The sequence below is a fragment of the Flavobacterium sp. genome, assembly GCF_043780635.1.
Classification (GTDB): domain Bacteria; phylum Bacteroidota; class Bacteroidia; order Flavobacteriales; family Flavobacteriaceae; genus Flavobacterium.
On record NZ_JAYWCK010000145.1, the window covers coordinates 1 to 13,690 of the forward strand.

The following is a 13,690-nucleotide window of genomic DNA, read 5'->3' on the forward strand; positions in this document are numbered from 1 at the left end:
CCACTTGCCGGCGATGTATATCGGGTTTCTAAGATTTTAAACCGATTTGAGAATCGTATTAAAATTGAAGGGGCTGTTTTCAGACCGGATATCTATTCCTTTTATGAGGGGATGCGTATTGCTGATCTGATTGCTCAAGCCGATGGGCTGAAAGAAGATGCTTATACCAATAGGGCCACCATTGTACGATTGCAAGCAGACCTGACTACTGAAGTGACCAATGTAAATTTAGCCAAGGTCTTAGCAGGTGATCAGGATGCTAATATCAGTCTGAAAAGAGAAGACATTGTAACAATCTATTCCATTTTAGATTTTAAGGAGGAATATAAAATCACCATTGACGGGGAGATTAAAAAACCGGGAGTATATGACTATCACGAGAACCTGACGCTAAATGATTTATTTGTTCAGGCAGGCGGATTAACCGGTTCAGCATCCAAAAGAGTGGAAGTTGCCCGAATGATCAAATCAGACGAAATAGATGACAATAATCCAAACAGAGTACAATTGTTTAATCTGGAGATTACAGCTGACAGCAATGAGCAAATCAAGAACTTTGAATTAGAACCTTTTGATGTAATCAATATCCGCAGAATGGCTGTTCTGGAAAAACCGGAGATGGTAACTGTTAGTGGGGCAGTTAATTATTCCGGAAAATATGTTTTGTTCAATAAAAAGGAAAAGATATATGATGTCATTCAAAGAGCGGGTGGTTTGACATCGGTAGCCAATTTAGATGGAGTAAAAATCAAACGCCCTATTCAGGCCAAACAAATTGAAGATATAGAAAATGTAGATCTTAATTTAGGAAAGAAGGACTCCATTCAAAATAAGCTGACCAAAAAATTAAAAGAAGATTTAAAATATTCAACCATTCCTGTTGAGTGGAGAAAAATCCTCAAAGACCCTAGTGATAATACCAATGTTACCTTATTTCCCGGAGATCAAATTGAAGTTTCTGTTTACAATGAAAGCGTAAAAGTAACGGGTAGTGTCCTCTTGACTTCAGAGATTCCCTATGAGAAAGGTAAAGGGTTTAGTTATTATTTAGGTGCTGTTGGCGGAACTGATGCTAAGGGATGGAAGAAAAAAGCCTATATTATTTATCCTAATGGTAAGGCGGCAGTTTCCAATACATTCTTTTTTTTAAGATCCTATCCTAAGGTTTTGCCAGGTTCTCAAATAGTAGTTCCTGAGAAACCGGATACCAAAAAAATGAGTACAGGAGAATGGGTGAGTATAGGAAGTATAATAACGAGTATTGCCTTATTGATTGTAACTGCATTTAAATAGTAGTTTGCAGATTTCAGGTAGCAGATTTCAGGTAGTAGGTTTCAGGTAGCAGGTTTCAGGTAGCAGGTTTCGGGTAGCAGGTTTCAGGTAGCAGGTTTCAGATAGCAGGTTTCAGATAGCAGATTTCAGGTAGCAGGTAGCAGGTTTCAGATAGCAGAATATGGCAGATTTCAGACTCAGATTATTAATTACAGACAACGAAAACGGATAACAGAATGTCAACAAGTGAACAAAACCCAAAGGACGAAATTTCGTTAAAAGAACTTATAGAAAAAGGAAAGGAATGGTTTTATTTTTTACTTTCTAAATGGAAGACTATTGTTATTGCGGGAGTAATAGGCGGTCTATTAGGAATTGGGTATTCTCTAATTCAAAAACCAGTATATACAGCCTCTCTAAGCTTTGCTCTTGAAGATGATAAATCTGCTGGATCCGGAGGCGTATTAAGCTTAGCCAGTCAATTTGGTATTAGCCTTGGCAGTAGTGGCGGCAGTATTTTTGAAGGTTCTAATTTATTAGAGTTATTTAAATCCCGGACTATGGTGGAACAGACTTTAATGAAGCCTGTTTTTTATAAAGGTGATACAATTTCATTAGCTGAGATGTATATTCAGAACAAGAAATGGAGAAATTACTGGGACAAGAAACCTAAATTCGCCAAAATTCAATTTATTCCAGGGACCAAAAGAAAATATTTTACAAGAGTACAAGATAGTATCTTTGGAAAAATTTATGAAGATTTGTCAAAAAACAGTCTGTCTGTTGGGCAAAAGGATAAAAAAGTTTCGATTATTACTATGGAGGTTTCTTCAACTAACGAATTATTTTCCAAATATTTCTGTGAAAATCTGGCAAGAGAGGTAGGTCTTTTTTATATCACCACCAAAAGCAAAAAAGCACGAACCAATATGGAAATTCTTGCCAGACAAACTGACTCCATCAGGCAAGAATTGAATGGTGCCATAGAAGGGCTTGCAACAGCCAATGATAATACCTTTAATTTGAATCCGGCACTCAACGTTCGCAAAGTTCCTTCGGCTCGAAAACAGGTTGATGTACAAGCCAATACTGCCATACTTACAGAGTTAGTAAAACAAACTGAATTAGCCAAGGTTACCGTTAGAAGAGAAACACCTTTAATTCAAGTTTTAGACCGACCTATTTTACCTTTGAAAGTCGAACGATTTGGCAAAACAAAAGGACTTATTTTAGGAGGGTTTTTAGGAGGTTTTTTAACTTTATTGGCACTAATAGGGATTAGAAAATATAAAAGCTTAAAGTAATGATTATTTGCTTACTTCTGGGGGATTTAAAAACAGGTATATAATTTGCTAAATTTCCAAATAAGTTTTTCATAAATACAATTTTCAATTGATAAAAAGAATAAGAAATAGCAGCGAATTTACCAAAAACATTTTCGTTTTAATATCTGGAACTGGTATTTCACAAGCGATTCCAATTGCAATCAGCCCTATTTTAACGAGGATTTACAGCCCTAAAGATTTTGGTCTTTTAGGATTGTATATTAGTATCTGCTCAATGTTTGGAATAATTGTATCCTTGCGTTATGATGCGGCTATTATTCAGTCAGATAATGACGGAGAGGCTAAACAATTAGTGGTTGTCTCTTTTATTTCTTCTCTGTTTTTTTGCCTATTGTTATTTTTAATAATCCTTTTTTTTAATGAGCGAATAGCAACATTGCTAAATAATAACGATATTCGGTATTGGTTGTTCAGCGTTCCCCTATCTGTTTTTTTGGTATCTGCACTTTATATTATTACTTTTTGGTTAAATAAAAAGAAGCGATTTTTGGATATGAGTGTCAATAGAGTAATAAATAAATCTACTGATTCAGCAGTTTCTTTATCATCAGGGTTCATAGGTTTAATTAGACAGGGTCTGTTACTGGGGTATATTCTGGGTCAATTTGTAATGATTACATTATTATTTAAGAAGATACTAAAAGACAATTTTATTTTTAATAAAAAGAGAGCAAGATTAGTCATAAGAAAGTATAAAGAATATCCAAGATTCTTTCTCCCATCAACAATTTTGAGTGAAATAAGCAGTAATGTTTTTTTAATATTAATGAGCGTTTTTTACGGAAGTGTTTTTACAGGTTTCTATGCCTTGGTTTTTAGGGTCACCTATTTGCCATTAGGATTAGTTGGAAATTCTATTGGAGAAGTATACCGTCAAAAGGCAAACGAGCACTATCTTGAATTTGGAAATTGTAAAGCACTATTTATTAAAACTTTCAAAACACTTTTTGTGATTGGGCTTATGCCATTTCTGGTTTTGTTTTTTTTCAGTGAATATTTATTTGTCTTTGTTTTTGGACCTGAATGGAAAACCGCAGGTGAGATAGCAAAATATTTTTCATTTCTGATTTTTTTTCAATTTGTTTCCACCCCTTTATCTTTTACAATATTTTTAAATAAAAGCCAAAAACAAGAGATGGTATTGCAATTTTTGAGGACCGTTTTTACGATACTTTCCATTTTGATAGGACTTCATTATAAAGATAATATGTTAGGGATTATTATTATGGTTTTTGTGTATTGTATCTATTATATATTTAATTCATTATTACAATATCGAGCAGCTATTGGTTCTTAGCCTTGTGAGCATATAAGATAATACCAATATTATCCTTAAATTATGGAGCGTTTTATACTATGTTAAATTATGGATAAACCTATATCTTCATTTTATATTTATATAAAATTATTTACTTATTTTATATTTTTATATTCCGGATTAATAAAATGGATTCCATTTCCAGTAGATTTTACCTTATTTTTTGGATTTTTCACCTTTGTCTTTATTTTATATGACATTAAGAGTGAAAGGGTTAAGTTGTATAATATAAATATTGGTTATTTGTATTTATTTTTTTATACTTTTTCAATTCTGTATATACTGACTTTTTTTTATTCTGAGTCACAAGTGTATGCTTTAATAAAAATCAGAGGGTTTTTACTAAATATTGTAGCCTTTACTTTTCCCATTACTTCAATTAAAATTCAATATTATAAGCCTATTATTAAAGTACTAACGTCTTTAGCTCTTTTGGTAATTGGATTTTTAAGTTTTTTATTATACAATGACTTGTTTAACTTAGTCAAAATGTCAGATGAGGATCAGTTAAATTTATTTTTCACCACTTTACCAACGTATCTTGATTTTGGTGCATTTATAGCCATTTCATTTATTTTATTACTAAATAATAAATCAATTTTTTCTGTAATCTTTAAAATAATTATTTTTTATTTCCTGATTATTCTTGGCGGCAGAGGGCCACTGTTAGCTTTAATGTTGATAATAATGATTAATGTATTTTTGACGAAGAAAAATTTCGTGTTGTCTGGATATGTTAAATACCTATTTTTATTTTTATTTATTGCATTTATATATGTTTATTTCGATTTAACTTTTATAGATTTTGAAAGATTAAATCTTTTTAAAAATTACGGCAGTGATGAATCAGTCAATGACAGAATCCTGTTTATTGGAAAATGTATTGGGGGATTTATGGATAAACCTATTTTTGGAAACGGAATAGGAGCTACAGGTATGTTGATTTCAGGACAGGATATTGTTTTGTATCCCCATAATTTATTTGTTGAGGTTTTAGCTGAATTTGGACTAATAGGATTTTTTCTATACCTATCCATCTTTTTAATTTTTTTAAGAATGGTTTTTATTAAAAAAATTCCTGTGGAGTACGTTCCCTTTTTATTAGTGGTACTGTACTTATTTTTTCAGGATATGAAAAGTGGCGCTTTTGAGGCTTGGAGGATAAGTTGTGGCTGGCTATCTGTTGCGACCATTATTTTAAATTATAATTGTAAAACAACAAATGTAGCAATTGGTACGACTGTAATGGATGACAAACACTTACAGGAAGGCAAGTTGTAATTGACCAAAATGGGATGTTAGATAGAGATGGTTAGATTAATATTAAGCTACAATCAAATTGAATAGCTAATAATGAATCAATCCTAATTTGTTGTTATAACTTGAATAAAAATCAGATTGCAAGTCTGAGAAAAAAAATGCAACTTTATATGAGCCCAAAACCTTTGAAAATTGCCATAATATTAAATATCATGCCCAGCTATCGAGGAGGATTTTATGATATTATTTTTGAAAATAAGGATGTGGAAGTTACCATTTATACGCAAAATAAAATTCCGGGAATGAATTTGAATTTAATTCACGACCAGTATCCTAATAATGTTAAAGTGGTAAAATTTATTTGTGCTAATAGAGAACAAATAGGATGGCAATTTTTGCCATTTAAAGAAATAGTCACAAAATATGATGTAGTGGTTGTAGATGGAAACCCTCGTCAGGTTTCTCATTTTGTGCTTGCCACATTTTTAAGGCTGTTTAGAAAAAAAGTGGTCTTATGGACTATGGCTCATTCCTTTAGAGGGTTTGCTCCAACTGAAAATTTGAGACTTTTTTGGTCTCGAATCTTCAAATTCATTTATGTTTATACCGATGCTGAAGTGGATTTCCTCCGCTCAAAAGGGTTCAAAAACCAGTATATTGTAGGAATGAATAATGGATTAAACCAAAGAAAAATTGATGCTGCTATCTTGGAATGGAATAAAGAAAGACTTGAAAACTGGCGTGAAACAAATGGATTGGCAGATTCTATCTTGGTGTTGTCCTGTTCCCGTTTGGATCCAAAAAACAAATACGAATTGATAATACAGGCTTTACCCTTAATGCTAGAAAAATATCCAAACCTTATTTGGTGTGTAATTGGCAAAGGGGTTGAAGAAGAAAAATTAGTGGACTTAGTGGCCGAGAAGGGTTTAATGAAGAATGTACGATTTGTTGGAGAAGTATATATTGAATCAGAACTCACACCCTGGTTTTTGTCTTCAGAGTTATTCATTCATCCTGCAGCAGTAGGACTTAGTCTTTTACATGCTTTCGGATATGGTCTGCCTCTAATCACCAATGGCAATAAACATTTACATAATCCGGAATATGCAGCTTTTGAAGACGGATTAACAGGTTTTAATTATATTGAAAACAATGTAGAAGACCTTGCATCAGTTATAATCAAATTACTGGGGGATAATGAAACTCGAGCTAAAATGAAAATGTATACTCAAAAAATTGCTCGTGAAAAATACAATTCAGAGGTAATGGCAAATCGATTTCTAGACATTGTTAACAAGGCTTATAACAGTTGAAATTATTTTTTTATAAAATGAACGGTATATGATACAATACATAGAATATTTACTATCAAAAATCATCAAAAAGCTTCACTTACGAGCCATAAAAAATTGTGATATTCATAAAACTTCAAAGGTTTGTTCTGGAAGTCATTTAATTAATGTGACTATGGGGAAACATTCTGATGTTGGCTATGATTGCACCATAGTAAATACCGAAATAGGTGCTTTTTGTTCATTAGGTGCTAATATTATAATTGGCGGGGCAAGCCATACTGTTGATTGGGTATCTACCTCGCCTGTGTTTAACGAAAACAAAGATCATTTAACTAAAAAATTTTCCTACCATAAGTTTAATCTAGAGAATCATACTTCCATAGGGAATGATGTTTGGATAGGGAATTGTGTTTTGATAAAATCGAATTTAAAAATTGGTGATGGTGTAGTTATCGGAATGGGAAGTGTAGTAACAAAAGACATTCCTCCTTATGAAATTTGGGCCGGAAATCCAGCAAAACTGATAAAGAAAAGATTTGAAAATGATGTTGCAGCCGAGTTGTTGAAAATAAAATGGTGGGAATGGGAGGATAAAAAAATTCAATTGTATGCCTCTAGTTTCAATAATGTTCCGGAATTAATTCGTAAGTTACAATCTAAAAAATAAGTTATGGGAAAAAGCTTAATTTTTGCGTTCCTGTTATTACTTAGCAGCTTGCTTTACGCACAGAAAAAAAGTATAACAAAATCCGTGGCTAAACCAGAGCTTTATTTTAGTTTAAATGAGTATGGACCGGCTATGGATAATTATATTCGAGGAAATAATTTAACAAAAATAGTTTGTGTAAATGACGCACAGTTTTTTGGAAAAGAACCTTATAGTTATGATCCAAAATTGCTTAAGCAGGAAATAGAAAGAGCAGTGCCTAATCCAAATGACAAAGGAATTGCTTTTATTGATTTAGAGGGCGAATACCTGAATGACATAATGAACAAAGGTACCCAAATAGAATCTTTCCAAAAAAGCCTGAAACTTTATATTGATGTTATCAAGTTTGCTAAAAAGTTGAGGCCTAATGTAAAATGGGGTTATTATTATATTCCTTATACCATTTATTGGAATCGAACTGGGGATTTTTATGGGAAACTTAAAAAAATAGAGCCCCTGATAAAGGAATGTGATGTGTTTTTTCCTTCCTTGTATACTTTTTATGAGGATAAAGATCTGGCTTTAGAAAATGAAAAATATGTAATAGAAAATACCAAAGAAATGATCAAAGCGGGTCAATACTATAAAAAACCAGTTATCGTATTTGTATGGCACCGATACCATCCCAGTAACAAAAAAGTGGGTTCAGGCTCCCTTCCTGAAAAAGTATTTTTGACCCAAATTGAAAGGATCGTAAAGACAAGTTATCAGGGTAAAAAAGTAGATGGTATCGTTTGGTGGGGTGCTGATGATTATTCTTTTAGACAAAAAGATCCGGCAGTCTTAAAAGAATATAAAGGGACAGACAAAGATTTTAAACTTTATAATGACAAAGTTTTGTTAGGAAAAGCCAAAAAAATTAAAGCAATAATAGATACCAATAAATAATTTCAAAAAATGAATACAAGCAGACCTTATCAAATATGCACCAAAACGATCATGGATACCTCAGATCCTAATATCATTTTTAATGAAAAAGGTGAAAGTGATTATTATCTAAATTATCACAAGAGCATACTTCCGAATTGGCATACTGATGAGAGAGGACACCAAGAGTTAATGATTGAAGCCGAGAAAATTAAGAAAGAAGGTGTAGGTAAAGATTTTGATTGTATTATTGGACTTAGTGGTGGATTAGACAGTTCATATGCTTTGTATGTTGCCAAAGAAATTATGGGTTTACGACCCTTGATTTTTCATGTTGATGCAGGATGGAATACCGATAAAGCGGTTGGAAACATTGAAAAGTTGGTTAATGGTCTGGGCTTGGATTTATATACTGAAGTTATCAACTGGGAAGAAATGAAAGATTTGCAACTGGCTTTTTTCAAATCACAAATTGCCGATCAGGACATGCCTCAAGATATTGCTTTTTTTTCGGGCCTATATAAATTTGCTAAAAAATATAAAATAAAATATGTGCTAACGGGAGCCAATTTTTCGACTGAATGTTGCAGAGAACCAGAAGAATGGGGTGCCTATCCGGGAATAGACAAAACTTTAATTATGGATATTCACCATAAATTTGGCAAAAAGGAACTAAAATCTTTTCCTATTGTAGACATCTTAAGTTATAAAATTTATTACAAATATGTTCTTGGCATGAAAATATTTAAGCCATTGAATCTCGTTCCTTATATCAAAAAAGATGTAGAAAAATTATTAGAAGAAAAATTTGGCTGGGAAAAATTTCAGCATAAGCATCACGAGTCCAGATTCACAAGATTTTATGAAGATTTCTGGATGCCCAGAAAGTTTGGCTATGAAAAGAGAAGAGCCCATTTTTCGAGTTTAATTTTGACGGGGCAAATGACAAGAGAAGAAGCTTTGGAAAGAATTTCAAAACCGGAACTAGAGCAGAAATTTTTAGAAAAAGAATTTGAATATGTTGCTCACAAATTAGATCTTACTGTGGAGGAATTTCAAAAATTGTTTGAAGGGGAAAACAAGACTTTTAATGATTATAAAAACAAAAGAACTCTTATAGGATTTGGTTCTCAGGTTATGAGAAGACTAGGTTTAGAAAAAAGATTATTCAGATGATTACAATAATAGATTATGGGGTAGGTAATATTTCGGCGTTTCAAAATGTATATAAAAGGCTGGATATTCCAACTAAAATCGCAAAATCGGTTGAAGATTTGCATGAGGCTGAGAAGCTCATCCTACCTGGTGTTGGCGCCTTTGATTATGCCATGGCCCAACTGAACGATTCCGGAATGAGAGAAAGGCTGGATGAATTGGTATTGATTCAAAAAGTTCCAGTTATTGGTATCTGTGTCGGGATGCAAATGATGGGGCACCAAAGTGACGAAGGACATTTGGAAGGTTTGAAATGGCTGGATGCCACTATCAGAAAATTTGACGAGTCCACCATTCATCAAAGGACGAAATTACCCCATATGGGTTGGAATGATGTATATCCAAAAAACAACCATCCCCTTTTTGAAGGATTAGAGCAGGATGCTCTCTTTTACTTTTTACATTCCTACTATTTTGAATGCCATAACAAAGAAGATATTCTAGCCCAATCTGAGTATGGTCTGCTGTTCACTTCTGCCACGCATCATGAAAATATATTTGGCATTCAATTTCATCCGGAAAAAAGCCATCAGTATGGAGAACAACTATTACATAATTTTGCTAAACTCTAATTATGCTTAGACCCAGAATTATACCCAGTCTTTTGGTACACGAAAACGGACTGGTAAAAACGGTTAATTTTAAGAATCCTAAATATGTTGGGGATCCCATTAATGCGGTTAAAATATTTAATGAAAAAGCAGTGGATGAATTGGCCGTATTTGATATTGATGCCACCGTTTTAGGAAAAGAACCAGATTATGCCTTGATTAAAAAATTAGCCAACCAATCCAGAATGCCGCTTTGTTATGGCGGAGGGGTAAAAACGGTAGAACAGGCCCAAAAAATCTTCGGATTGGGAATTGAGAAAATCGCATTGAGTGCTGCCGTAATTGAAAACCCGGATTTAATTACTCAAATTGCAGACCGAGTAGGGTCACAGAGCGTTATTGTGGTCATGGATGTCAAGAAGAAAATGCTGGGAGGGTACGAGATATACACCCACAATGGTAAAAAAGCAAGCGGGATCAATCCAGTGGAATTTGCAGTGAAAGTTGAAAAACTAGGTGCTGGTGAAATCATCATCAATTCAATTGATCAGGATGGTGTGATGAAAGGATATGATTTGAATCTGATTGATAAAGTAAGTGAGAAATTATCCATACCCATTACGGTTCTGGGTGGTGCAGGATCGTTACAGGACATCAAAAAAGTGATAGAACGTCACGGAATTATTGGTGTTGCCGCAGGGAGTCTTTTTGTTTTTAAAGGGGTTTACAAAGCAGTCCTTATTAATTATCCAACCCAAAAAGAGAAAGAAGAATTATATAAATAAATTTATGAAATCGCCATTAACAAAAAGTTTGTGTAATCAAACACCAACAAATAAAAGGCGATACCCTATATGACCGATAACAAATAAATTTTACATAAATGAAATTTAAAAATAAAATACTCCTGATTACCGGCGGTACCGGTTCTTTTGGGAACGCAGTATTGCATCGTTTTCTGCATACGGATCACTTCAGTGAAATTCGTATTTTTTCCCGTGATGAGAAGAAACAGGATGATATGCGCAATCAGCTTAAAAATGACAAACTCAAATTTTATATTGGAGATGTCCGGGATTATAACAGCGTGGAACGGGCGATGCGTGGCGTAGATTATGTATTTCATGCGGCTGCTTTGAAACAAGTTCCTTCTTGTGAATTTTTTCCTTTGGAAGCGACTAAAACCAACGTCTTTGGTACCCAAAACGTAATTGATGCCGCCGGAGCCAATAAGGTGAAGAAAGTAATTTGTCTGAGCACCGATAAGGCGGCTTATCCCATCAATGCCATGGGAATTTCTAAGGCATTGATGGAAAAAGTAGCGGTGGCAGCCTCGAGAAATCTGACAGACACAACGGTTTGCCTGACACGTTATGGCAACGTGATGGCTTCAAGAGGTTCTGTGATTCCGTTGTTTTTAAAACAAATACAAAGTGGAGAAACACTCACGATTACGGATCCCAATATGACTCGTTTTATGATGTCTTTGGATGAGGCGGTTGAGTTGGTGTTGTTTGCTTTTGAAAACGGCAATTCCGGTGATTTGTTTGTCAATAAAGCTCCAGCAGGAACCATTGGTGATTTGGCTCAGGCTCTTAAAGAATTGTGTAATGCCACTAATGAAATCAAGATTATCGGGACCCGTCACGGCGAAAAACTCTATGAGACTTTGTGTACCCGGGAGGAGATGGTAAAAGCCGAAGATATGGGAGAATTTTTTAGAATTCCCGCAGACAATCGCGATTTGAATTATGCCCGATATTTCTCAGAAGGGGAACAGAATGTTTCTGTGGTTGAGGATTATCATTCTCATAATACGAAGCAATTGGGGGTGGAAGGAATGAAAAAATTATTGGTCAAATTACCACTAATCAGGGCAGCAATTTTTGGAGAAGATGTGGCTCAGATGCCGGGTTAGGAATCTGTTATGGGTTATCGGTTTTTTGAGAGTAGGAATTAATGATCAATCATAAAATTATATGATTCCAAAAATAATAAAAGGGGATTGTCGTACTGATTCTAGAGGAACTTTGTTTTATAATAATGATTTTGATGCCTCAGCAATCAAAAGAATATATGTAATCGAGAACCAGCATGTTAATTTCGTTAGAGCCTGGCAAGGACATAAAATAGAACAAAGATGGTTTTCGGCAGTGCAGGGATCCTTTAAAATTCAGTTGATTGCCATTGATGATTGGAACAAGCCTTCAAAAAATTCGGAACGGCACACCTTTCTTCTTGATGCCAAAAAACTGGATATGATTATGGTGCCACAAGGGTATGTAAGCAGTATTCAATCATTGGAAGAAGGTTCTAAATTACTTGTAATGGCAGATTATCTGCTTGGGGAAGTAAATGATGAATATCGATTTGAAGGAGATTATTTTAAGTAGTGATTAGTAAATAGTAATTGGTGATTAGTTTTTGACATCACCCACCATTAATGACAATGATAAAAATAGGAATTACAGGTCAGGCAGGGTTTGTCGGGACACATTTATACCATACTTTAGGATTATTTCCGGAGGAATTTGAAAGGGTCGCTTTTGAAGATGATTATTTCAAAGATGAAAGTCAACTCCTCGAATTTGTGGCTCAATGCGATATTATTGTTCATTTGGCCGCCATGAATCGGCATAATGATCCCCAAGTGCTGTATGATACGAATATTGGATTAGTCACTAAACTGATTCAATCCTTGGAGCAAACCCACTCTAAAGCTCATATTTTATTTTCTTCTTCCTCTCAAGAAGAGAGAGACAATCTTTATGGTAAATCCAAAAAAGAAGGAAGGAAATTGTTGATTAATTGGGCAAAAGCATCTGGCGGAAAATTTTCGGGAATGATTATTCCCAATGTTTTCGGACCCTTTGGCCATCCCAATTACAATTCATTTATCGCTACTTTTTGTCATAAATTATCACATAATGAAACTCCTGTGATTGAAGTTGATGGTGCTGTTAAGTTAATTTATGTTGGTGAATTGGTCGCCGAAATATTGTCGGAAATCAGAAGCGGAAAAGGGAATGATGAGTTTGTAATTCCTTATACTTCGGAATCCAAAGTTTCTGAAATATTGCATTTTTTAGAATCGTATAAAAAAGCCTATTTTGACAAAGGGATCATTCCGACGCTCCACAATACCTTCGAATTAAATTTATTCAACACATTTCGTTGTTATATGGATATTGCCAACCATTTTCCGGTAAAATACACACAACATACCGATCCGAGAGGTTCCTTTGTAGAGGTAATTCGTTTGGGAATTGGTGGTCAGGTATCTTTTTCAACCACTGTTCCGGGCATAACTCGAGGAAATCATTATCATACGCGAAAAATTGAACGTTTTGCCGTGATTAAAGGAAAAGCTTTAATTCAATTGCGACGAATCGGGACTGACGAGGTTTTGAATTTTTATCTCGATGGCAAGGAACCCGCTTATGTTGATATGCCTATTTGGTACACACACAACATCAAGAACATTGGCGAAGAGGTATTGTATACTAATTTTTGGATTAATGAATTTTATGATCCAAATGACCCTGATACTTATTTTGAAAACGTATGACTATGAATACTAAAGTGCTAAACACTAGCCATACGAAGAAAGAAATCTATTTTATTATATTCCTATTGGTAGGTTATGTAATTGTTTCTTCTCTTTCCAGTATTTTTCAAATGGAAAGTCGCTATTTTTCTGTCCCTTATCGACTTTTAGTGTTTTTTTTTTCTGTTTATATACTTTTCAAAAACTGCTATTTTAGAAAAATTGATTTAAAAACCGCATTCATTTTTAGCGTTTTTTGGATATTTTATTTCATTAAAACGATATACTCTTTCCACAACGACAAGTA

13 protein-coding genes are annotated in these 13,690 nt (G+C 34.0%); all 13 read left to right on the forward strand.

Features of this window, described 5'->3' with window-relative positions; translation table 11 throughout:
- On the forward strand, nucleotides 1-1,293 hold a 1,293-nt coding region (locus ACH2BV_RS13125; RefSeq protein WP_395051189.1), incomplete at its 5' end, for an SLBB domain-containing protein.
- A gap of 215 nt (nucleotides 1,294-1,508) precedes the next feature.
- Nucleotides 1,509-2,576, forward strand: coding sequence for a Wzz/FepE/Etk N-terminal domain-containing protein (locus tag ACH2BV_RS13130; RefSeq protein ID WP_395051191.1), 1,068 nt, complete (start codon nucleotides 1,509-1,511; stop codon nucleotides 2,574-2,576).
- An 88-nt stretch (nucleotides 2,577-2,664) separates the two neighbouring features.
- On the forward strand, nucleotides 2,665-3,915 hold the full coding sequence (locus ACH2BV_RS13135) for a lipopolysaccharide biosynthesis protein (RefSeq protein ID WP_395051192.1): 1,251 nt from the start codon (nucleotides 2,665-2,667) through the stop codon (nucleotides 3,913-3,915).
- 510 nt (nucleotides 3,916-4,425) lie between these two features.
- The gene (locus tag ACH2BV_RS13140) at nucleotides 4,426-5,217 is read left to right on the forward strand and encodes an O-antigen ligase family protein (protein ID WP_395051194.1); all 792 of its coding nucleotides are present in this window, start codon (nucleotides 4,426-4,428) and stop codon (nucleotides 5,215-5,217) included.
- A 149-nt stretch (nucleotides 5,218-5,366) separates the two neighbouring features.
- Entirely contained in the window at nucleotides 5,367-6,512 is a 1,146-nt protein-coding gene (locus tag ACH2BV_RS13145) for a glycosyltransferase family 4 protein (protein WP_395051195.1), read from the forward strand.
- Nucleotides 6,513-6,540: 28 nt separating this feature from the next.
- Nucleotides 6,541-7,161 (forward strand): CatB-related O-acetyltransferase, encoded by a 621-nt coding sequence (locus ACH2BV_RS13150; RefSeq protein ID WP_395051196.1) that lies wholly within the window; start codon nucleotides 6,541-6,543, stop codon nucleotides 7,159-7,161.
- Nucleotides 7,162-7,164: 3 nt separating this feature from the next.
- The gene (locus ACH2BV_RS13155) at nucleotides 7,165-8,091 is read left to right on the forward strand and encodes a hypothetical protein (protein WP_395051197.1); all 927 of its coding nucleotides are present in this window, start codon (nucleotides 7,165-7,167) and stop codon (nucleotides 8,089-8,091) included.
- A 9-nt stretch (nucleotides 8,092-8,100) separates the two neighbouring features.
- Nucleotides 8,101-9,246, forward strand: a complete 1,146-nt coding sequence (locus ACH2BV_RS13160) for an N-acetyl sugar amidotransferase (RefSeq protein ID WP_395051198.1) — start codon at nucleotides 8,101-8,103, stop codon at nucleotides 9,244-9,246.
- A complete protein-coding gene (gene hisH, locus ACH2BV_RS13165) occupies nucleotides 9,243-9,857 on the forward strand; it encodes an imidazole glycerol phosphate synthase subunit HisH (protein WP_395051199.1) in 615 nt (204 codons plus the stop codon). Before ACH2BV_RS13160 ends, hisH begins: the two co-directional genes overlap by 4 nt.
- A 2-nt stretch (nucleotides 9,858-9,859) precedes the next feature.
- Nucleotides 9,860-10,621 carry an AglZ/HisF2 family acetamidino modification protein gene (locus tag ACH2BV_RS13170; RefSeq protein ID WP_395051200.1) on the forward strand — a complete coding sequence of 254 codons (762 nt, stop codon included), beginning with the start codon at nucleotides 9,860-9,862 and terminating at the stop codon, nucleotides 10,619-10,621.
- A gap of 98 nt (nucleotides 10,622-10,719) precedes the next feature.
- Complete coding sequence (locus tag ACH2BV_RS13175) at nucleotides 10,720-11,754, forward strand: polysaccharide biosynthesis protein (RefSeq protein ID WP_395051201.1); 1,035 nt, start codon at nucleotides 10,720-10,722, stop codon at nucleotides 11,752-11,754.
- 61 nt (nucleotides 11,755-11,815) lie between these two features.
- Complete coding sequence (locus ACH2BV_RS13180) at nucleotides 11,816-12,229, forward strand: WxcM-like domain-containing protein (RefSeq protein WP_395051202.1); 414 nt, start codon at nucleotides 11,816-11,818, stop codon at nucleotides 12,227-12,229.
- Nucleotides 12,230-12,285: 56 nt separating this feature from the next.
- Entirely contained in the window at nucleotides 12,286-13,404 is a 1,119-nt protein-coding gene (locus ACH2BV_RS13185) for an NAD-dependent epimerase/dehydratase family protein (protein WP_395051204.1), read from the forward strand.
- Nucleotides 13,405-13,690: the final 286 nt, after the last annotated feature.